Source organism: uncultured Roseovarius sp., from assembly GCF_913057115.1.
In the GTDB taxonomy this organism is placed as follows: domain Bacteria; phylum Pseudomonadota; class Alphaproteobacteria; order Rhodobacterales; family Rhodobacteraceae; genus Roseovarius.
Map to the genome: position 1 here is coordinate 41,335 of NZ_CAJXNN010000022.1, position 21,119 is coordinate 62,453.

The 21,119-nt window shown below is 60.2% G+C and carries 18 protein-coding genes and 2 pseudogenes; 7 read left to right on the top strand and 13 right to left on the bottom strand.

Annotation, left to right across the window (positions count from 1 at the left end):
• Positions 1 to 54: 54 nt before the first annotated feature.
• The 6 genes from QZ498_RS10655 to QZ498_RS10680 all read right to left on the bottom strand — a co-directional run bounded on the left by QZ498_RS10655 (position 55) and on the right by QZ498_RS10680 (position 5,444).
• Positions 55 to 1,317 (bottom strand): ABC transporter substrate-binding protein, encoded by a 1,263-nt coding sequence (locus QZ498_RS10655; RefSeq protein ID WP_294622054.1) that lies wholly within the window; start codon positions 1,315 to 1,317, stop codon positions 55 to 57.
• Positions 1,314 to 2,426, bottom strand: coding sequence for an ABC transporter ATP-binding protein (locus QZ498_RS10660; protein WP_294622056.1), 1,113 nt, complete (start codon positions 2,424 to 2,426; stop codon positions 1,314 to 1,316). The genes QZ498_RS10655 and QZ498_RS10660 overlap by 4 nt, the downstream gene beginning before the upstream one ends.
• Positions 2,423 to 3,184, bottom strand: coding sequence for a DeoR/GlpR family DNA-binding transcription regulator (locus tag QZ498_RS10665; protein WP_294622058.1), 762 nt, complete (start codon positions 3,182 to 3,184; stop codon positions 2,423 to 2,425). The genes QZ498_RS10660 and QZ498_RS10665 overlap by 4 nt, the downstream gene beginning before the upstream one ends.
• Before the next feature lie 192 nt (positions 3,185 to 3,376).
• Positions 3,377 to 4,165 (bottom strand): metal ABC transporter permease, encoded by a 789-nt coding sequence (locus tag QZ498_RS10670; RefSeq protein WP_294622060.1) that lies wholly within the window; start codon positions 4,163 to 4,165, stop codon positions 3,377 to 3,379.
• Positions 4,165 to 4,929, bottom strand: a complete 765-nt coding sequence (locus QZ498_RS10675) for a metal ABC transporter ATP-binding protein (protein ID WP_294622062.1) — start codon at positions 4,927 to 4,929, stop codon at positions 4,165 to 4,167. The genes QZ498_RS10670 and QZ498_RS10675 overlap by 1 nt, the downstream gene beginning before the upstream one ends.
• Positions 4,926 to 5,444 (bottom strand): transcriptional repressor, encoded by a 519-nt coding sequence (locus QZ498_RS10680; RefSeq protein WP_294622064.1) that lies wholly within the window; start codon positions 5,442 to 5,444, stop codon positions 4,926 to 4,928. Before QZ498_RS10680 ends, QZ498_RS10675 begins: the two co-directional genes overlap by 4 nt.
• A gap of 56 nt (positions 5,445 to 5,500) precedes the next feature.
• Between QZ498_RS10680 and QZ498_RS10685 the strand changes: the two genes are divergently transcribed.
• The 4 genes from QZ498_RS10685 to terL all read left to right on the top strand — a co-directional run bounded on the left by QZ498_RS10685 (position 5,501) and on the right by terL (position 10,795).
• Positions 5,501 to 6,610 (top strand): zinc ABC transporter substrate-binding protein, encoded by a 1,110-nt coding sequence (locus QZ498_RS10685; RefSeq protein ID WP_294622066.1) that lies wholly within the window; start codon positions 5,501 to 5,503, stop codon positions 6,608 to 6,610.
• 990 nt (positions 6,611 to 7,600) lie between these two features.
• Positions 7,601 to 8,983 carry a DNA modification methylase gene (locus QZ498_RS10690; protein WP_294622068.1) on the top strand — a complete coding sequence of 461 codons (1,383 nt, stop codon included), beginning with the start codon at positions 7,601 to 7,603 and terminating at the stop codon, positions 8,981 to 8,983.
• Positions 8,983 to 9,399, top strand: a complete 417-nt coding sequence (locus QZ498_RS10695) for a DUF5681 domain-containing protein (RefSeq protein WP_294622070.1) — start codon at positions 8,983 to 8,985, stop codon at positions 9,397 to 9,399. The genes QZ498_RS10690 and QZ498_RS10695 overlap by 1 nt, the downstream gene beginning before the upstream one ends.
• 151 nt (positions 9,400 to 9,550) lie before the next feature.
• Positions 9,551 to 10,795 carry a phage terminase large subunit gene (terL, locus tag QZ498_RS10700; protein WP_294622072.1) on the top strand — a complete coding sequence of 415 codons (1,245 nt, stop codon included), beginning with the start codon at positions 9,551 to 9,553 and terminating at the stop codon, positions 10,793 to 10,795.
• A gap of 512 nt (positions 10,796 to 11,307) precedes the next feature.
• Here the strand turns inward: terL and QZ498_RS10705 are convergent.
• From QZ498_RS10705 to crtA, 5 genes and pseudogenes are all read right to left on the bottom strand, one after another.
• Positions 11,308 to 12,299, bottom strand: a pseudogene (locus QZ498_RS10705) (IS630 family transposase); the annotation flags it as partial.
• Between the two features lie 244 nt (positions 12,300 to 12,543).
• Entirely contained in the window at positions 12,544 to 13,416 is an 873-nt protein-coding gene (bchO, locus tag QZ498_RS10710) for an alpha/beta fold hydrolase BchO (protein ID WP_294622074.1), read from the bottom strand.
• Positions 13,417 to 13,419: 3 nt separating this feature from the next.
• On the bottom strand, positions 13,420 to 15,153 hold the full coding sequence (locus QZ498_RS10715) for a magnesium chelatase subunit D (protein ID WP_294622076.1): 1,734 nt from the start codon (positions 15,151 to 15,153) through the stop codon (positions 13,420 to 13,422).
• Positions 15,150 to 16,154, bottom strand: a complete 1,005-nt coding sequence (gene bchI, locus QZ498_RS10720) for a magnesium chelatase ATPase subunit I (RefSeq protein WP_294622078.1) — start codon at positions 16,152 to 16,154, stop codon at positions 15,150 to 15,152. The genes QZ498_RS10715 and bchI overlap by 4 nt, the downstream gene beginning before the upstream one ends.
• Positions 16,151 to 16,858 carry a spheroidene monooxygenase gene (gene crtA / locus QZ498_RS10725; RefSeq protein WP_367117641.1) on the bottom strand — a complete coding sequence of 236 codons (708 nt, stop codon included), beginning with the start codon at positions 16,856 to 16,858 and terminating at the stop codon, positions 16,151 to 16,153. Before crtA ends, bchI begins: the two co-directional genes overlap by 4 nt.
• A 107-nt stretch (positions 16,859 to 16,965) precedes the next feature.
• Between crtA and QZ498_RS10730 the strand changes: the two genes are divergently transcribed.
• The 3 genes from QZ498_RS10730 to QZ498_RS10740 are packed head-to-tail and all read left to right on the top strand — an operon-like array spanning position 16,966 to position 20,038.
• Entirely contained in the window at positions 16,966 to 18,519 is a 1,554-nt protein-coding gene (locus QZ498_RS10730; protein ID WP_294622082.1) for a phytoene desaturase, read from the top strand.
• Positions 18,516 to 19,565, top strand: coding sequence for a 15-cis-phytoene synthase (gene crtB, locus QZ498_RS10735; protein ID WP_294622084.1), 1,050 nt, complete (start codon positions 18,516 to 18,518; stop codon positions 19,563 to 19,565). Before QZ498_RS10730 ends, crtB begins: the two co-directional genes overlap by 4 nt.
• Positions 19,562 to 20,038: a TspO/MBR family protein gene (locus QZ498_RS10740; protein ID WP_294622086.1), complete on the top strand. Its 477-nt coding sequence runs from the start codon at positions 19,562 to 19,564 to the stop codon at positions 20,036 to 20,038. The genes crtB and QZ498_RS10740 overlap by 4 nt, the downstream gene beginning before the upstream one ends.
• 53 nt (positions 20,039 to 20,091) lie before the next feature.
• On the opposite strand, the gene crtC is transcribed toward QZ498_RS10740, so the two are convergent.
• Positions 20,092 to 20,973, bottom strand: coding sequence for a carotenoid 1,2-hydratase (crtC, locus tag QZ498_RS10745; RefSeq protein ID WP_294622092.1), 882 nt, complete (start codon positions 20,971 to 20,973; stop codon positions 20,092 to 20,094).
• Positions 20,946 to 21,119, bottom strand: a pseudogene (locus tag QZ498_RS10750) (methoxyneurosporene dehydrogenase); the annotation flags it as partial. The pseudogene QZ498_RS10750 and the gene crtC, both read right to left, overlap by 28 nt.

A 21,119-nucleotide genomic window follows, 5' to 3' on the forward strand; every position in this document is an offset into this window, starting at 1 on the left:
TCCGTGGCCGGGCCGGTTCATTCAACCGGCCCGAAACAGGGTCATGGCAGTCGCTTACTTGTAGGCGCGCAGTTGGCGCTCGGCGGCGGCCTGTGCCTCGGCCAGTGCCTCAGCTGGGCTCTTGTCGCCGGTCAGCGCCGATTGGATCGCGGCATTCAGGCCGTCACGTACGCGCGCTGTCTCGAAGGTCGAGAATTCGGCAACCGCGTGCTCAAGCTGATCGCGTGCCACAAGGGCAGGCGGGAAGTCAGCCGTGTAGGCCTTGAGCGCTTCGGTCTCATAAGCGGCGGGCGAGACACCCATGTAGCCTGTCTCGATGGACCACTTCGCGGCCTGCTCGGGCGCGGTCATGAACTTGATGAGGTCAAGCGCTGCCTGTTTTTCCTCTTCGGTGGAGTCCTTGAAGAGGTAGAAATTGCCCCCTCCGGTCGGCGAGCCCAACCGTTCCTTCCCGGGCAGCATGGCAACACCGAAATCGAACTCGGCATTGTTCTTGACCGCCGTGAGGTTGCCGGTGGAGTGCCACATCATCGCGGTTTCACCCTCAAGGAAGGCTTGGCGCAACGTGCCCCATTCCACGGTTCCCTCGGGCATGATGCCGTGCTCGGTGGACAGCGATTTCCAGAACTCAAGCGCCTCGACGGTGTCCGGGTCGTCGAAATAGGTGGTCAGCCCGTCATTCGACATCAGCTCTTGGCCGTTCTGGATCGCCAAGGCCTGGAACATCCAGTAGGGATAGCCGGTCGAGGGGATCATCAGGCCGTGATGGTCGTCGCCCGTCAGGGCCTTGCCCATCTCCACCAGTTCCTCCCAGGTGGTCGGCGCGGTTTCTGGGTCAAGGCCCGCCTCGCGGAACATGTCCTTGTTGTAATAGGCCACGATGGTCGACCGCTGGAACGGCACGCCCCATGTCTGGCCCTCGATCTTGCCGTTGGCCATCAGCGCCGGGTAGAAGCTGCCCAACCATTCCTTCTCGGCCTCGGTCTCGATGACGTCCTCGAAGGGCACGATCAGGTCTTGCTCGATCAGGTCATAGGCGTCGATCGAGAACATCACGGCAAGCTGCGCCGGATCGCCGGATTCGAGTGCGGCAAGAGATTTGATGCGCGTGTCGTCATAGTTGCCGGCGTAGATCGCGTTGACGCTGATATCGGGGTTTTGCGCCTCGAACTCGGCGACGATCCCATCGACCACTTCGGTCAGCGCGCCACCGACGGCGATGGGGTAATACATGGTCAGTTCGGTCTCGGCCGCGGCCGGATTGACGAGCGCGGTGGAGGCCGCCAATATGGCGGACACAGCAGTGATACGGGTCATTTCGAAAGGTCCTCTTTGGCTGTTTGGGTTGAAGTTGGGGCCCTATGGCCATCCTCGGGCGCGGGATTTTGGCGAATGCGCGCCTTTGGATTCTGCTGCGGCTCCTTTTTCAGGCTTCCGGTGACGGAGTCGAAAAGGAGCCGGTTTTCCGATGGAATGACGACACCGACCGTCTGGCCGGGTTCAAACTTGGCCGGGCCCGGCAGGATCGCGGCAAGCCCGTCTGCGGCCGGATGCCTGAGCGCAAGCCGGGTTTCGCCGCCCAGGTATTCGAAATCGTCGATCCGGGCGTCAAGATCGCCTTGGCCGGCGGGCACAAGTGAAATGGCTTCCGGGCGCAGGCCAACGGTCCATTCACCCTCATGCCCAAGTGCGGCCGCGTCGATGAGAGACATCGGCGGATCGCCGATGAATTGGGCGGCGAAGGTGCTGGCCGGGCGCGCGTAAAGCTCGGCGGGTGTGCCAACCTGTTCAATGCGGCCCTCCCGCATCAGCACGACCTTGTCCGACAGGCTCATCGCCTCGCCCTGGTCATGGGTCACGTAGACGACCGTCAGCGCAAGTTTGCGCGCCAGCGTTCGGATATCCCGGCGCACCGCGTGGCGCAGCTTTGCGTCAAGGTTGGATAGCGGCTCGTCCATCAGGCAAAGCGGCCGCTCCGCCACCGCCGCGCGGGCCAGCGCCACGCGCTGCCTTTGCCCGCCCGAGAGTTCGGAGGGTTTGCGCCGCTCCAGACCTTGCAGCCCCGTCATGGCAAGCACCTCTGACAGGCGTCGCTCACGCTCTGCGCGGGCGATGCGCCGCACCTTAAGCCCGAAAATCACGTTCTCGGCCACGCTGAGATGCGGAAACAGCGCGTAGGACTGGAACACCATCGACAGGTTGCGTTGCGCGGCCGGCAGGGCCGTTACGTCGCGGCCATCAATCCGTATGCGCCCTGCCTGCGGCTGTTCCAGCCCCGCGATCAGGCGCAGCATCGTGGATTTGCCGCAGCCCGAGGGGCCAAGGATCGACAGGAAGGCGCCTTGCTGAAGTTCAAGGCTGATATCGCAGACCCCGCCCTGTCCGTTCCATTGCCGCGTGAGGCTTTCAAGCGCCAGAAAGCTCATGTGTCCTCCCCCGCGATGATCAACCGATCGCCCAGCGACTCCAGCAGGGTGGCGAAAGGCGCACCGGGCTTGGCCTCGGTCACAACATGACCAGCCTCGTCGAGGTGCCCGCCGACCGCCGGGGCGCGGCGACCGAATTTCGAACTGTCCGCAACGAAAATGGACTGCCGGGCGTTTTCCTGTGCTTGGCGGCGGATGCGCACCTCCGGGGCGTGGAAATCCAGCAACGAGCCGTCGGTGTCGATCCCGGCGGCACCGTAAATGGCGAAATCCGCGCGGTAGGCCCCGAAAAGCTCTTGTGCGAGTGGCCCCAGAACATCCCGATCAGGCAGCCGCAATTCCCCGCCGGGGATGACAATCCGCGCACCGGGCGCCTCGGACAGGGCCATCGCCGCGTTCAGGTTGTTGGTGATGACGGTCAAGCCTTCCCGCTCGGCCAGCGCGGCGGCGACCACGGCCGGGGTCGTGCCAATGGAGAAAAACAGCGTGGCTCCGTCCGGGATCAGCCCCGCGACTTGGGCCGCGATCCTCTGCTTGGCCGCCACGTTCAGCGAGGTGCGCGCCGAATAGGGCAGGTTCGAACTGCCCTCGATGAATTCGGCCCCGCCGTGCAGGCGCCGCAGTTTGCCCTGCGCGCAAAGCGCGTTGATATCGCGTCGGACGGTATGGGCGGAAACGTGCAGCGCCTCTGCCAGTTCGTCCACCATGACACGCCCGCGGGACTGTGCCGTTTCGAGAATCGCCGATTGTCTGTTCATTCGATGCCCCCTGCGTGCTCTTATGAGCAAAGTTTGTGACGGGGGCGTGAAATCAGTGCTCATAAAAGCACTGTTTGGGTCGGTTCACGACGCAGGCTGCGTGGTCATTCGGTAAGGCCTTGGCAATTCCATGACAGACCCTGCGAGCCACCATACCCGCCGACAACGACAACCAGACGTCGACACTGCACCTCAGGTCCGCAGGCTTTGGAGAATGCTAGTACCGAGAAACACGAGGGCGGCGACGCAGACGATGGATGGCCCTGCGGGCGTGTCGAGCGCGTAAGCCGCGCGCAAGCCGATGACGGCGGATGCGCTGCCGATGATCGCAGCGGTAAGCGCCATCTGTTCGGGCGTGCGTGACAGCGGCCGGGCGGCGGCGGCGGGAATGATCAGCATTGCCGCGATCAGCAGCACGCCGACAACCTTGATTGCAACGGCGACGGTGATGGCGAGCGCAAGTGTCAGGACGAGTTGTTCTCGCTTCGGGTCGATCCCGCTGGCATAGGCGAGTTCCCCGCTGATCGTCGAGGTAAGCAACGCCGACCAGCGCCAAGCGATCAGCCCGACAACCAGCGCCGCACCCCCCCAGATTACCGCCAGATCGCCGCGTGACACGGCGAGAATATCGCCAAACAGATAGGCCATCAGGTCAATGCGGATTCCCGACAGGAACGAGACGGCGACCAACCCGAAGGCGAGGGCGGAATGCGCCAGAACACCAAGCAGAGTGTCCATCGCATAGCCGCGCCCAGTGAGCACCGTCACGATCAGCGCCATCGCAAGCGCCACGGCCACGGCCCCCGTGAAGATGGAGATTTGCAAGGCCAGCGAGAGGGCCACGCCGAGGATCGCGGCATGTGCCGTGGCGTCGCCGAAATAGGCCATGCGCCGCCAGACCACGAAACTGCCCAAAGGGGCCGCCGCAAGGGCTACGCCGACGCCAGCAAGCGCGGCACGGGTCATGAAATCATCCAGCATTATTCGGCGGCCTCGGTTTGCTTGTCCGGCGCCGCATGGCCATGCGCGCAGGTTTCGTCATGGGTGTGGTCATGTTCGTGCCGGTAGAGGGCCAGTGCGCCGCCGGTGCCCGTGCCGAACAGCGCGCGGTATTCCGGCGCGGCGGACACGGTCTCGGGTGTGCCCTGGCAGCAGACATGACCATTGAGGCAAATCACCCGGTCCGAAGCGGCCATCACCACATGCAACTCGTGGCTGATCATCAGGATGGCGCAGCCGGTGTTTTGCCGTACCTCCTCGATCTGCCGGTAGAAAGCGGCAGAACCGGGTTGATCCAGCCCCTGAGTCGCCTCATCGAGCAAAAGAAGGTCAGGCGTATTGATCAGCGCCCGCGCCAGAAGAACACGTTGGAACTGGCCGCCCGACAGGGCGGACATCTGACGGTGTGACAGGTCCGGGACGCCGGCGTGTTCCAGGGCGGCGGCGCTGGCAGACCTCGTGGTGCCTCCGGGCAGGCGCAGGAACCGGTCAACCGTGATCGGCAGCGTCGGGTCGATATGCAGCTTCTGGGGGACATAGCCGATGCGCAGCCCCGGTTTGCGGGTGATCCGCCCCGATGATGGGCTGGCCGCACCAATCAGCAACCGCAGCAAGGTGGTCTTGCCGGAGCCGTTGGGCCCGACGACCGTCACGATCTCGCCGGGTTCCACCGCGAGAGACACGTCATGCAAAACCCGGTTCGCGCCATAGCTGACGCTGACATTTTCCGCTGTGATCAGGGTCATGCGTCGGCCTTTTCCGCACAGGCGGGACAAATGCCCGTCGCCTCGACCACGGTTCGTTCGATCTTGAAACCCGTGCTCCGTGCAGCATCTCCCAGCGCTCCGCGCGCCGGGGATGCTTGTGCCTCGGCCACCGAATCGCACAGTCGGCAGATCATGAACGCCGGGGAATGGATGGCCCCGGGATGGGCACAGGCGATAAAGGCGTTGAGCCGTTCGATCTTGTGCGCAAAGCCGTTGGCAACGAGGAATTCAAGCGCCCGGTAGGCCACGGGTGGTTGCGACCCGAAGCCGGCGTCGCGCAACCTGTCGAGCATTTCATAGGCCCCGAGCGCGCGGTGCTCTTGCAAGAGAATTTCCAGCGCCTTGCGGCGCACCGGCGTGAGGCGCAGCCCTTCCGCTTCGCAATGCGCCTCGGCTGCCGCGAGTCCGGCGCTGATGCAGGACCCATGATCATGCTTTTCAAACCCGATCGGGTCGTTGGGGACAGTTTTTCCTGCTTGGGAGGCGCTTGTCATGTTATTTCATTTCATGTAGTCCGAAGGTAACGTTATATAATCACATGGAGCCGGATATGTCCAGAAACCTCATTCCCCTGTCTGTCGCCGCGTCTCTGCTTGGCGGCACGGCCATGGCGGATGTGCCAAGTGTGGCTGTGGATATCGCGCCCGTTCATTCGCTGGTGGCGCGCGTGATGCAGGGTGTGGGCGAGCCATCCCTCATCGTGGCCCCCGGGGCAACCCCGCATGAGTACAATCTGCGCCCCTCCGAGGCGGCCGCGTTGCAGGAGGCTGACCTTGTTTTCTGGGTGAGCCCCGACCTGACACCCTGGCTGGACGATGCGATTGAAACACTGGCCGGCGACGCGACTGTTACGGCACTGCTTGAGGTCGATGGGACGATGGAACTGCCGTTCCGGGAAGGCGCGTTGTTCGAGGCGCATTCCCACGGAGATGAGGGCCACGACGATCATGATCATGGGGCGCATGATCACGACGATAAGCATGATGATCACGATCACGATGATCACGCGCATGACGAGGACCACGACGGTCATGGTCATGCGGAACATGCCGAGGAAGCAGGACATGATCATGACGATCACGATCACGAAGAGCACGATCACGACCACGAAGAGCACGCCGACCATGGGCACGAAGGCCACAACCACGGTGACCACGACCCCCACGCTTGGTTGTCACCTGACAATGGCGCGGTCTGGCTGAACGCCATCGCGTCGCAATTGTCTGCCGCTGATCCGGACAACGCGGGTGCCTATTTCGCCAATGCAGCGGCGGGGCGCGAAGAGCTGGCCGCTTTGAGTGACGAGATCAACAGTATTCTCGACCCGGTGCGCGACCGCAACTTCATCGTATTCCACGATGCCTACCAGTATTTCGAGTCGGCGTTCGATTTCCCGGCCTCGGGTGCCATTTCCGTCTCCGATGCCTCCGACCCCAGCCCTGCACGCATCGCCGAGATCCAGAAGCGCGTTGTCGATCAGGGTGTGACCTGCGTGTTGTCCGAACCGCAATTCGATCCCGGCATCGTCGACGCGGTGATGGACGGGTCAAGGGCGAACACCGGCGTGCTCGATCCGTTGGGCTCTGACCTCAAGCCCGGCCCGGACCTCTATGGCAAGGTCCTTCGCAACCTCGCCACGGCACTGGCGGATTGCCTCTAGGATTGTTGAAACGCGTGCTGCCGACGTCCCTCGGCGGCACGCGACAATGCCGATCGAATGTGACGAGGCTTCGGTTGGCACAGCCGCGATTGGCGGACCTAAACGTTGATCACGCAAAGCTCGGCTTCGGTGATTGACGCGACGGGCACATCGTTCCTGATGACGGGCGACATCCTCGGCGTGATCGCAAATGGCGAAAAGCCCGATGGCCCCATGCCTGATGACCTTTTCAAGTCAGGCATGCCCGGAGTGGGGTCAGAGCGGCGTAAGCATCATGCGAGGCTTAAAGCCGAATTCTCGCTTTTTCCCGAAAACCTCGTTCCGCCGGGTTCTCAAGCTACCACCCGTCGCGGGGCACCAGATTGGTGCTTGTCATCCGCATGGCATCCGTGTGGACGATCAATTTGACGCTTAAGGAAAACTGGCTGTGGACGCAGTCTCCGGCTATCCAGTCTCGCAAAGTTTCCCTGCTAACAGGGAAAAATACAGGGAAAATCGCAGAAACGAGCCGTCTATTTTAGCTTCGATGCGATTATAGTTTGAATTTTCAGGATGATAGGTAAGTGGAGCAGGGGTGCATAACAGGGAAATGCAGGGAAACCCCTCTCGTTTTCGGCGCAAGCTCGCAAAACTCTTTCCGCCTTGAAAAAATCCCGCGTTGAAGATGGAGCAGTTTACACGGTGGGCTTTCTGTTTCGTGTGGCGACCAAGCAATTCGGTGAACTCAATCGCTCAATCAAGTCACGCTTCCTTTCATGAAGTAGTCAAGAAATAAGAGGCGGATAAGGCGCCCTGGTTGACAAACGCGTTTTAAGTCAATGGGTTAGGGGGTTGACGCTTGAAACGGAATTTCGTAAACGAGTTGTAATTCGGTGGTTCAGGCTAGGGTTCGCACGCACCGAATCAAAGCGATGGCCGCACCACTTCTGACCTAGCCCAGCGACCTCCTCGCGATTTCTGAAAATAAGGAACTCGAATGAGGAGGCCATCATGGCATCTGAAAACTACGATTCTAACTTTGCATCAGGCCACAACCTGAAGAATGATCTCATGCCTCAGCTTAAGATCACATATCGCCGGACTGATGAATTGAAGGCGAGCAAACATCAGGTCCGCCAGGTCAAGCCCAAGCATGTCAAGCGCGCAGCACGGTCAATTGAAAGGTTCGGATTTTGCGAACCTGTCCTCGTCAACGGCGACGAAGTCGTTGATGGGCATGTTCGCTTGAAAGCCGCCCTAGAACTCGGTCTTGAGAACATCCCGACGATCGATGTTTCACATCTCGACGATGATGAAATCCGGCTTGTCAGGATCGCTTTGAACAAAATCCAGGAACAAGGCACCTGGGACGATTTCGCGCTGAAGCTGGAATTCGCGTATCAGTTGGAGATCAACACAAACCTGTCGGTCACAGGCTTCGACGCTTGGGAAATCGATGCCGTTCTCGAAATCGGCGAAGCAGTCGAGGGTGGCGACGATGGTGACCAAGTTGTCCAACTGCCCGATCCCAATGCCAGTTCAGTAAGCCAGACCGGCGATCTGTGGCAACTGGGCAAACACCTGATCCTGTGTGGCAACGCGCGCTCCAAGCCGGATGTGACCACTCTGGTCAATGGCAAGCCTATCTCGATGTGCTTCACCGACGTGCCTTTCAACGTGCCCAATAAGGGCCACGTGACATCTTCCAGTCATCACCCGGAGTTCCTCGAAGCGCATGGTGAGCTCAGTTCGCCAGGCTATGAGGATTTTCTTGCGCTAACGCTGGGACATGCATCCGAGGCGTTGAAGCCAGGCGGGCTGCTTTACACATTCATCGACTGGCGCCACACAAAAGAGTTGTCTGCGGCGCTCGAACGCATCGGGCTGGAGCAGATCCAGCTTTGTGTCTGGGTGAAAGATCATCCCGGCATGGGATCGTTCTACCGATCTCAGCACGAGCTTGTTTATGTCGTAAAGAAGCCAGGCGCCGCGCACTGTAACAACATTATGCTGGGCGCGCACGGCCGGAACCGCAGCAATGTCTGGCAGTTTCCTGGTGCGACCGGTGGCAAGACCGATGATGCTGATGATTTCAAGTCGCATCCCACAGTCAAGCCGCTGAAGCTGATCGACGAGGCCTTGCTTGACGTGACAGGCGCCGGCGATGTTGTGCTGGATCCCTTCCTTGGTAGTGGCTCGACATTGCTCGCGGCTGAGCGAATGCAACGGCGGTGCCTCGGTCTGGAGATCTCACCTGCGTATGTCGATCTCGCAATACGCCGATGGCAGGCCATGACCGGGGAAGAGGCAGTGCACGTCGAGAGCGGCAAGACCTACGACGAACGCGCGGTGGAGCAGCCGCAAGATGATCACTCGGCGCAGGGAGACTTCTGATGAGCAACGGGAAAAATAACGATTATGAGGTTGGTAAAGGCAAGCCTCCAAAACAACATCAATTCCAGCCCGGCCAAAGCGGCAACCCAAAGGGTCGGCCCAAAGGTAGCAAAAATGTCCATCACGTTCTGTCAAAGATCCTGAACGAGAAGATTACGGTGACGGATGCCGGTAAGAAAATGGTGGTCGAGAAGCTGGAAGGAGCCATGCGGGTCCTGGTGAACAAATCTTTCGAAGGCCGCCCACAATCGCTGAAGCTTCTCATCGACTTGCTGAAAGATGGTGAAGCCGTCGCTCAGCAGCCGACAGAATATCAGTTCACCGACGATGACTTTAACGCGTTGATGGAAGAGGTGGACTGGATTGCAGAGGTCCGGGAAGCCCATAAAGAGTTCAAGGCCGATGGTTCCGAATGATATCTACAGAATCCTCATTCGGACCCGTCTGAGAGCCCTGCTGGGACGGTCGTTCCCGTCGCTGAACCCAGGGCGACAGCTCTCCGGCGCGCATTACGTGCGCGGACTCTGCTATGCTCTCGAGCGCGTAGCTCGAGGTGAAACGCGGCGCTTGATCATCGAACTCCCGCCACGCCACCTGAAATCCACCATCGCGACCGTTGCATTTCCCGCCTGGCTTCTCGGAAGCGACCCATCGAAGCGGATCGTGTGTGTCAGCTACAGCAATGACCTAGCCCAATCCTTCAGTCACAAGTGCCGTGGCCTCATGCAAGAGCCATTTTTCCGCGCATGCTTTCCGGGGCTGCAGTTCGACCCCAAGAAAAATGCCGTGACGGAATTCCATACGACCCAAAAGGGCTTTCGGCTGGCAACCTCCATGGGGGGCACGCTTACGGGCAAGGGCGGGGACATCGTTATCCTTGATGATGTCATGAAAGCGCAGGATACACACTCTCAAGCGGCACGCGATAATGCGCACAAAATTTATAAGGAGACGATCGCGACCCGCCTTGATGACCCAAAGGCAGGCGCAATTGTCCTGGTCGGTCAGCGCCTTCACGAGGATGATCTGATTGGACGGCTGAAACAGACAGGGAACTGGGAGGTCATCAGCCTGCCGGCTATCGCCGTCGAAGAGCAAACACTAGACCTCGGCGACAATATGGCTCTCACGCGCGTTCCCGGCGAACCACTGGACCCGGATCGCCTGCGTATTGAGGAGCTTGACAAAATCCGAGCAGAAATCGGCAACGGCGCTTTCGAAGCGGAATATCAGCAACGGCCCGTCTTGCCCGGTGGAAACCTGGTCAAGTTGGAATGGTTCAAGACCTACGAGATACCACTGCCACGAGATCACTACGAAGCGGTGGTTCAGAGCTGGGATACAGCGGCCATGCCCGGAGAATCCAATGATTACTCGGTTTGCACCACCTGGGGCCTCATCGGGCCGTATGTGGACCTTCTGGACGTGCATCGGGAACAGCATCTGTACCCGCAATTGCTGGGCGCGGCGCTCAAATTGCGAAAGGCATGGAGGCCAAATCTCATAGTTATTGAGAAGGCCGTCACGGGATTCTCGCTTAAGCCTGATTTGGTTAAACGGGGAGCTCCGGAGGCCTGTTGGCTTTCTCCTGAAAAAGGAAAGATTGAACGCATGATTGCGCAGTCGAATAAGATCGAGGAAGGTCAGGTGCGCCTGCCCAAGAATGCACATTGGCTAGAAGGCTTTCGGACTGAGGTCGCAGCCTTCCCCAATGGCAAATACGATGACCAGGTAGACAGCATGTCCCAGTTTTTGCGAGCGCTGGATTTTCGGAATCATACGCTTCGCCACTGTAGTCGGTATAATGGATAGTCAGGGTGCGTGACACACAAGGCACCAGGATGGGCCGGTCGTGCAGCCTTGTGTTCCGCTGGGAACTGGCGGGCGCAGCATTTATCGTGGCTACGGGCTCTTTGCTTCATTTCGTCTTTGGATGGGCAGTGTGTGTCGCAAGACAGCTCCGAAGCTCGAGTGGAATGATGTTCCTCTCAACAGCCTTTAGCCACCGAAAAATCCCGATAGAAAACTGTGCAATAAGTAGGTCCAGAAGGTTGCTAGATCGGTCCAGCAGTTCGGTATGTCGTCCCCCTGCTCATCACCGCAACTGTTGAAATCCTCGATCGCGCCGCAAAGCGGAACGACTGGAATCTCGAACTGATGGATAATCCGGAGTTCGTGACAGGGCATGATCTTTTGCGTGGGGCCGGAGCCGTCGTTATCTGGGAAAAAATCGACAGTTTATACTACCGGCCTTAGCCTTTGACCGTTTTGACGTATTCTCGGGTGGTTATCGAGCGCACGGTGGCGCTGTCGTTGGCGAAGAAGTTCCAAGCGTCGCAGCATCGTGCCACGATGTCCTCGTAGGTTTCGAACACGGAGATGGCGAAGCGGTTGGCGCGCAGGTAGGCCCAGACGTTCTCGATCGGGTTCAGCTCCGGCGCGTAGGGCGGCAGCGGCAGCGGGGTAATGTTGTCGGGGACGCGAAGCGCCTTCGACCCGTGCCAACCTGCGCCGTCGAGCACGAGAACGGCATGTGCGTCCTCGGCAACGGTAAGCGAGATCTCGGCGAGGTGGGCGTTCATGGCAGCGGTGTCGGCGTTGGGCATGGCCAGCGCAGCGGTAGCTCCGCGTTCATGGCAGACGGCGCCGAAAATTTAGGCCCAGGTATAGCGGGTGTCGCGCGGGGCGCGCGGGCGACTGCCGCGCGGGGCCCAGATGCGAGTGAGCGTGCCCCGCTAGTCGACCCTCGCCTCGTCTCGAAACCAGATCTCCAAGGGCTTGCCCCGGACGTATTCCGGGAGGGCGTCGGTTACGGTCGCGGCGAAGTTTTTTTGAACGCCTCCTGGGCCTCGGGATCGGATTTCGGGTGCTGCGGGCGCACCGAGAGGCGGCGAAATCCGAGCGCGGCCAACTGCTTGCCCACAGTGCGCTCGTGCATGGCGACGCCGAAGCGGGCCTCGATCTTGCGCTGAAGGTCGACGCGCAGCCAGCGCACCACCCCGTCCACGGACGGGTCGGGACCCTCGCGCACCATCTGAGCCAGCTGCGCCTTCTGCTCCGGGCTCAACCGCGGCCTAGGCCCGGCCGAGCGGCGGTCGGACAGCCCCTCCAGCCCTTCCGCGTTGTAGCGGTGAACCCAATCACGCAGCGTTTGCCGATCCATCCCGCAGCTCTCGGCGGAGGTCTTGCGATCTACCCCCTCCAGCACCAGCGCGATCGCCAGCCCGCGCCGCGCCGCCTAGGCATCCTTCGCCTTCGAAGCCGCCGCCCTCAGCGCGCGCGCCGACAAGTCCGTTCGTGTGATCGCAACCGCCATGCTTCGATGGAAGGGAATCGCAGCGGCGAACTGAAGGGAATCCCATGTGAGTCATAAACCGGGGCTGCTGGTATTTAGTGGCGGTTATAAGCATGATCGTGGCAAGCGTGCGGAACACATAAACGCGGAATTGTCTCGTGCTGAAAACCATCTGCGGTGCGTCTTCCATCGCTTCCTCTAGGGCACCAAGCCGCTTCTGCGCCAACATATTTTCTGGATTTTGGTTCATGCATGCTACGCCTTTCTATGCTGGCCGCTCGGATAAGTTTTCGCTCAGGAAACGCGAAAACATCTCTGGGGCTTCTTCATGTGCAAGATGCCCGAGGCCAGGGAATTTTGTCAGCCTGCAATTTAGGATACTGGCGGCCGCTGTCTGAGCGGTTTCAGGCGGCACCGCCCGATCACGCGCCCCGGTTATGAAATGACATGACGTTTCGATACGGTTGAGGCGGCCAAGCAGTGGGTCGATTTGCCATTGCGCCATCATTTGTAGCGTGGCTTCCACATGGTCGCGGTCAGCGATGAGACGTGCATAAAGCATCAACCCATCGTCATCCAACTGCGATCCAGTGCTTTCGATAATGCGCCTTGTGCGCCCAACGTGCGGTGCTTGGCCAGCGAACAGATATGAGGTGAGAGGGTTTAAGGCCAGAAATTTCGCCATAATCGGGAACATCCAACCGGCGATGCCCTGAAAATTCCCGAGGGCTGGATTTAAGCCAAAGATGATATCCGGACGGGTTGGAACAGGCATAGTCTCTGAAAGACGAAGTGCAATGGCCGCGCCCGCCGAATGCCCGATAATGGCGCGCAGGTTCCAAGCTTTGGCCTCGCAAAGGGTAGCGATGTCTTCGGCCATCGGATCAAGGCCACAGCGGCGCAAAGAGCCTGCCCGGGTAAACCCCTGACCGGGCAGGTCCAGCGCCACGACGTGATGGGTTTTTGCAAGATACGGCAGGATATCACGCCAACTGTGTGTGGAGGCTCCTGCACCATGGAGTAAAAGGAGCGTCGGACCCGTGCCCATCTCTTGGATGTGCCATTCGTGCGGCCTGATGCTTAGGCGCTTTGAGGTCTCATGGTTCGGCCATGACGGAAGGTCGCGTGCCCAATCCATGCGCTACGCATCCAGCACTTGATCAATTGCCTTGGACAGGCGCTGTGCATCGGCGCGAGGAAGGGCGATGCAGTCAACGCCAAGGGCTTGTGCCAAAGAGGTGGCTTCGGGGCTGGAGCGCGGGGCTGTGTCGATGACACAGCCTTGCAATGTGAACATGCGTAAATGCGCGGCCCTTCTTTGCGCATCGCTTTGCGCTTGGGCGCGGTTAGACGTTCGGTCTAGCGCGATATTGGCGCGGCCGTCAGTCAGCAGCGCGAACGCGGGGCTGAGCCCGCGATCACGCGATTGGGCGGCCAACTGCGCTGCCGTCTCAAGTCCTGCGGCAAGAGGCGTTCCCCCGCCCCCCGGAAGAGCAGCAAGACGGCGCTTGGCCTGTACAAGCGACCTTGTCGGGGGGAGCAGGGTTTCGGCAGTGGTTCCGCGGAACGCGACCAAGGCCACGTGATCGCGACGCGCGTAGGCTTGACCCAAAAGAAGCTCGATCGCGCCTTTTGCCTCAGCCAAGCGGGCCATTGCGGCTGAACCTGAGGCATCAACAATGAAAATCACCAACCTGTCCGAGCGGTCCTCAAAGCGGCGCAATCGAATATCAGACGGATAAATCTTTACGCGGGAATGGTCTTGTTTGGGGCGCAAAGCTTGCCATGGTATAGCCGCGCGCAAGGTGGCGATCACGTCGATCCGGGCGCGCCCATCGGGATGACCGGGGCGTGACGGGAGCGGGCGGCCAATACGGTTGCCGCGCCGCCGCGCGCCTGCCCCGCTGCCTGATGCAGGTTTCGTGCTGCGTGACTTGGCGGTCACTCGATCCAGAAGGCCATCCGGAAGCAGGGCGGCCACGGCTGCGATCAACATCTCGCCGGGCAGGGTTTCACCTTGGCCCAAGTCGCCATCGGTTTCGTTTTTGGTATCCTCTTGTGTCTCTGGGCGGGCGGGGTTTTCCTCAGCCTCAGCCTCAGCCTCAGCCTCAGCCTCAGCCTCAGCCTCAGCCTCAGCTTCAACTGGGGCCTGCGGAAACGTTGTGGCGCGCGCAGGATAGACCAGTTCGGTAGCTTCGGTCAGATGTGCCTCACTCACCTGCGTTGCATGATCGAGTGAGGCAAGGGCGCGTGCGGCTGCAATGGCCAGCAGTGGGGCTCGCAAACTGTCGATCCCAAAACGCGCGGCAAGAAAGGTTAGGCTTTCAAGTGCGTTCTGTGGCACAGTGATTTGTGGCAGGCGCTTTTGCGCGGCCTCTATATCAGCAGGGGCGGGAAGGGAAACCGACGCCTCCGACCAACGCAGCCCAGTCAGGTTTATGTGAAACGCAAGCCGGTCAAGTAGAGCGGCGGGCGCTTGTTCTTCGGGACTGGCCCCTTCATCAAGCAGAACAAGGGAGTGACCATGCCCGCAATCCAGAATTTGCCCAAGCCGAACCGCAAGCCCGGGGGAACAGCGTTCAGCCATGGGTATAACAAGCATACCGGGCCTATCCGAAAGACCAGCATCATGCACCATACGCCCCTCGGCTACCGAGGCAGAGATGTTCAGACCCCCGAAAAGCTGTGTGTCCGTGACGCTTGGATGAACCAGGTGTTTTGGGCCGGGAAGTTTGGCCAAAGCCGCTTCGGCGGATTGACGAACCGGGCCAGCCCGGGCGCGGATCGTCATACCTTTCAATGTGTCGGTGTCCACAGCGAGCGCCGCCATGGCCCGCATGGCGCGCGCCCATGGATGAGGCGTGTCGCCTGTCATCCGAGCACCTCTGCTACGGCCCGACTCACACGTGCGGTGGACCCTGCCTCATCAAGCGGATCGCGCCGCAAGCGGTGGCTCAGGGCGATCGGGGCAATGGCGGAGAGGTGACCGCGGGTCACTTGATCTGTGTCTTCAAACGCCGCAAAGGCGCGCGCAGCCCGCAAAAGCGTGAGTTCACCGCGCAAGCCGTCTGCGCCAAGGGTCAGGCACAACTGCGCGCAGGCGCGCAATATACCATCATCGGAGGAGATGTTTGGAAGCGCGCTGCGCGCGGTCAGGATCTTGTCGCACAGCTTGGCATCTTCCGCCTGCCAATGGGTCAGAAAATTATCGGTGTCAGTTTCGAACGCATGGCGACGGCGGATCACTTCGATCCGGTCATCTATGTTGTCCGGCGAGGTTACCTCGACCGACAGACCGAACCGGTCCAAGAGTTGTGGGCGCAACTCGCCTTCTTCGGGGTTGCCGGAACCGACCAGAACAAAGCGGGCATCATGGCGGATTGAAAGGCCTTCACGTTCAACCGCGTTCTGGCCCGATTGGGCAACATCAAGCAAAAGGTCGACGATGTGATCCTCAAGAAGATTGACCTCATCAATATAAAGGTACCCACGGTTTGCGCGCGCCAGAAGACCCGGCTCAAAGGCTTTTTCGCCTTGCGTCAAGGCGCGTTCGATATCCAGCGCGCCTGTGACGCGGTCTTCGGTTACGCCAAGTGGCAGGTCGATCATCGGCGTGGGGCGTTCTGTCACCTCTAGGTCGCTGACGCTGGCCCACTCTGGGCAATCCGCTGGGTTTGCAGAGTTCACCGGGCAGCCCCGCACGGCGCGAATCGATGGTAGCAATGCGGCAAGGGCGCGTACGGCTGTGGATTTCCCGGTGCCGCGGTCTCCAAAAACCAGAACGCCCCCGATGCCGGGATCAATTGCGGTTAGGATCATTGCGCGCTTCATCTGGTCTTGGCCGACGATGGCGGAGAATGGAAAAGGGGTCTTCATGTGGTGATGTCCAGCTTGGAAAGGGGGCTTTGCCCATGCCATGTGCCATGATCGCTAAGTATCCGGAAACGGGCATAAAGTTCCTCGCGGAACCAATCGCCGTCACGCACCGCTTGGATGGCGCGGGCATGCGGGCCGCTGGAACGGGCAAAATCTGCCATGCTTTGGCTGTCGGGCCAGATGGAAAAGGTGATCTGGTGCAAAAGTGGCACTTCGCCGATACCAATTTTGAAGGCGACATTTGTGTCGCTGCCGATGACGGTACTGATATCAGGGACGCGCTGCCAAAAGCGCAACGCCTTGACGGGGCGAATTGTGGCTCGGGTCAATGCGGCGAGCGGCCCTTCAGGTTCGGGGCCTTCGGGCGCAAACGGGTTAACCCCCGACCACCGACCGCGTGCAGAGACCGGGGCAAGAAATATGGTCCAGCTTTCCAAAGCTTTGGAAAGATAACGGCGAAAGATCGGGGCGTTTTGGGTTTGGTCCTGAGCGGTTTCATGATCAGGCCATGTCGCGATAATGGCATAGACAGCAGTGTTGGGTATTGGAGTGAAACCCACCCCGGTACCGGACCCGCATAGTTTCCAGAACCCGATGCCGGGCACGCGTGGCAAGGCCCATCGGGCGGCCCCCATCATTCCGAATGACCAGAGCCGTGACAGCCCCGGCGGAAAACGGAAAAAACTTATGCTTACGGTTTGGATGCCGTACCTCCTTGAATACCGTCATTTAAGACTGACATGCATTGTGGCCTTGTTAAAGAGTATATTGCCCGATTGTAAATTAAGCTAGACATGTATAGCATTGAGTTATGTTGACACGTCTTGATCCGGACCTAAAGCAAAAGGCAAGTGAGGCCGTGACGCCCCGTGCGGTCGTCATCGGGGCGGGATTGGGCGGTTTGGCCTCGGCGATGCGGTTGGGCGCGCGTGGCTACAGTGTTATTGTCTTGGATCGGCTAGATGGCCCCGGTGGGCGCGGATCAGCGATTTGGGAAAATGGCCACCGGTTTGACCTTGGGCCGACCATCGTGACCGTTCCACAGGTTTTTCGGGCTTTGTGGCAGGCCTGTGGGCGAGATTTTGATGCCGATGTCGACCTGCGCGCGCTTGATCCGTTTTATGAGATACGCTGGCCCGATGGCAGCCGCTTTGCGGCAAGGCAAGACAGTGACGCCATGCGCCGAGAGGTCGCGCGCCTGTCGCCCGGGGATGTCCGGGGCTATAACAAGTTTTTGAAAGACAGCGAAAAGCGCTATTGGTTCGGGTTCGAGGATTTGGGCCGCCGCACGATGCATCGCTTTCCCGATCTGTTGAAGGTTTTGCCCAAGTTCGCATGGCTTCGCGCCGATCGGTCGGTTTATCGCCATGCGGCACGGCGCGTGAAGGACGAGCGCCTGCGCATGGCGCTGTCGTTTCATCCATTGTTCATCGGGGGGGACCCTTTCAACGTCACGTCGATGTACACGCTGGTCAGTCATTTGGAGAAAGAGTTTGGTGTGCACTATGCCATGGGCGGGGTAGATGCGATTGCCCGGGCCATGGTAAAGGTTATTGAGGACCAAGGCGGGCAGGTTATTCAGAACGCGGAGGTTGATGAAATCCTTTTGGAAAAAGGCCGCGCGCGTGGTGTGCGCCTGACCACTGGGGAGATATTGACGGCGCCTGTCGTGGTGTCGAATGCGGATGCAGGGCACACCTATGACCGTTTGTTGCGCAACGCCCCGCGCAAGCGGTGGACCCCGGCAAGGTTGAAGCGTGCCCGATGGTCGATGGGCCTATTTGTTTGGTACTTTGGCACGCGCGGCACCAAGGGCATGTGGCCAGAGGCCGGGCATCACACGATCCTGAATGGGCCGCGCTATAGGGGCTTGGTGCGCGACATTTTCATCAAGGGGAAGTTGGCCGATGACATGAGCCTTTATGTCCATCGGCCCAGTGTGACCGATCCAAGCGTTGCGCCACCGGACGGGGATACCTTTTATGTCCTCAGCCCGGTGCCGCATTTGGGCCATGATAATCCTGTGGATTGGCTGGCGATGGCAGAAACCTATCGGCAAAAGGTGCAAGCGATCTTGGAGGAGCAGCTTTTGCCGGGCCTGGGAGATCACCTTTCGGCCTCGACTGTTTTCACGCCCGAAACCTTCAGGGACCGGTATCTTAGCCCGCATGGCACGGGGTTTTCGATTGAGCCGCGTATTTTGCAAAGTGCGTGGTTTCGGCCCCATAACGTTAGCGAAGAGGCTGAGGGCCTTTATCTGGTTGGCGCTGGCACACACCCGGGCGCGGGCCTGCCCGGTGTGATTTCAAGCGCCGAAGTGCTGGACAGTTTGGTGCCCGACCCGGTGACGGTGCCGCGCGGATGATTGCGCCCGATGATATGGCCCATTGTGAGGCGGCGATTCGGCATGGCTCTTGGTCGTTTCATGCGGCGTCGCGCTTATTGCCAAGGCATGTTCGCGATCCGGCCTTGGCGCTTTATGCCTTTTGCCGCTTGGCGGATGATGCGGTGGACCTTCAACCCGAGAAAGCCAGTGCCGTTTTGCGCCTGCATGAGCGGTTGGACCAAGCCTATGCCGGAAAGCCACGCAATGCCCCGGCGGATCGGGCCTTTACCGCCATTATCGAAAGCTATGAGATGCCGCGCGCCTTGCCGGAGGCCTTGTTGGAGGGCTTGGCGTGGGATGCGATGGAGCAACGCTATGCAACCCTGTCAGAGCTAAGGGCCTATTCCGCGCGGGTGGCCTCGGCCGTTGGGGCGATGATGTGTGTCCTGATGCGTGTGCGTGACCCGAATGCCTTGGCGCGTGCCTGCGACTTGGGTGTCGCGATGCAATTGACGAACATCGCCCGCGACGTTGGCGAGGACGCGCAGGAAGGGCGGCTTTACCTGCCGACCGAATGGATGGAGGGGGCAGGGCTTTCCCCGGAGGCTTTCCTTGAATCACCGCGCCCGACGCCGGTTGTGGCGCGTTTGGTCGCGCGTTTGTTGCGTGAAGCGGATGATCTTTATACCCGGTCCGAGGCCGGGATTGGTGCCTTGCCGGTGTCTTGCCGCCCCGGCATTTTTGCCGCGCGCTATATCTATGCGGGTATTGGTGAGCGTCTGCGCCGCATGGAATATGATTCCATATCCGAGCGGGCACGCACCAGTGGTGCGCAAAAGCTGGGATGGTTGTGCCTTTCGGGGCTTCGAACGGCAGCCAGTGTTGTAACGCCTGCCTCGCCGGTCATTTTCGCGCGTCCCCTTCCGGAAACGGTCTTTTTGGTGGAGGCGGCTGCGGAAGATACCGCACCGGTCAACGACTGGAGTGATACGCTGTATGAAACCATGGCGGGCCTGAAAGCTCAGGACGCCGCCCGCCTTCGAGCGTTGAAGCACCCTTCAGGACAGGTTAGGACACTTGTATGATCTGGGTTTATTTCGCTATTTTCTTGGCGGCGTGTTTCGCGGCAGGAAGCACCGGGGGGCTTTTCCCACCGGGGCCATGGTACGAGCGCTTGAAGAAACCCAGTTGGACGCCGCCCAATTGGTTGTTCCCGGTGGCTTGGACCACGCTTTACCTGTGCATGGCGGGGGCCGGTGCGCGCGCGGCGATCAGCCCCGACAATGGCTTGGCCATGGCGCTTTGGGCCTTGCAAATCGCCTTGAACGGGTTGTGGACACCGGTGTTTTTCGGGCTGCAGAAAATGCGCCTTGGGCTTGTCGTTCTGATGGCGCTTTGGGTATCGGTCGCGGCAAGCATGGTGGCGCTTTGGATGGTGGATTGGGTCGCTGGCCTTTTGTTTGTCCCCTATCTGGTCTGGGTGAGCGTTGCCGGTGCCTTGAACCTATCGGTGATCCGCTTGAACCCTGATGTGGCACGCCACCATTCAGAAGGCTAAAGTCTGTTATAAAACTAGTGTCTGAAAGCTGCCCGCGTAGTTTTGCCTATGGCTTAACGCGGCACGTCAAACCGCCAGATTTTGCGGCGGGGCACCCGCACGGCCAACATCGGTTTCAAAAGCGGTGAGCGGAATCTTTTGAGGTCAAGCGCCTCGTGCACGCCGGTTGTCTCTTCTCCGTCGATCTGTGTTTTCACAGCCGCGCGGGTGTAAAACGGCGCGTCTAGCATGCTTTGGACTTGGTGCGGTTGATAGCCTGTGTCGGCGCGGGTTTGGCGGCGAAGGGCCCAAAGGCTGCGTTTGAGGTTGGTTTTACGCGGTGGTGAGATGCTGCGGGCGTGGCCGCAATCGTCAAACTTGACGCCAACCCCGAGGTCCGAGCCGTCCAGCCGCGTGGCATCGTAAAAACAAGTGCTGCCGGTTCCGGTGGGAAAGCGGCCCCATGTCCAATAGCTAAAGTCTTGTTCCAGCGCGCGGGTGCCGAAATTGGCATCGAAATAGCCGTGGCCGGTCCATTGCCAGCCTTTGGCGTCAAGATCGACCTCGATGCTACAGGTCGGCGCAAAGGGGCGCCAAATATGCGCGCCATCCTCTGTCAGGGGGAGTTCCACGGAGGTTAGGGCCGTGGGGCGCACCCGGATTGTGCCGCGCACCCGTGATACAAGGGGCGGTGAGCCGATTTCATCGACGGATATGACCAGTTCTTCCCCTGTCCAATGCAGGGACGATGGCCCGACTGTGAAGCTATCTGGGGACTGGCGCAGAGCGCTGCGGCCCCTGTCGGTCATGGTGAAGCGGCCACCCGGGCCATAGGTGGCCACGTTTATGCAGACATGGTTTTCCGGGTCGCGCCGCCCCGACCATGCATACCAAGGTGAGAAAACCGAGCCGATAAAGGCGATAACGCTTAGGGATCGCCCACAGCTGTCGCTGATCCCGTCGATATACCACCATGCGTAGCCGTTTGGCGGGACGGCGATGTTGAAGTTTGGTCTTTCAAGATCGCCTCGGCCGCGTGCCGGGCGGAGAGGGTCGCCATCGGCACGCCCGCCCCCGGGTGCGTCCCGCCCCCGGCCAGATA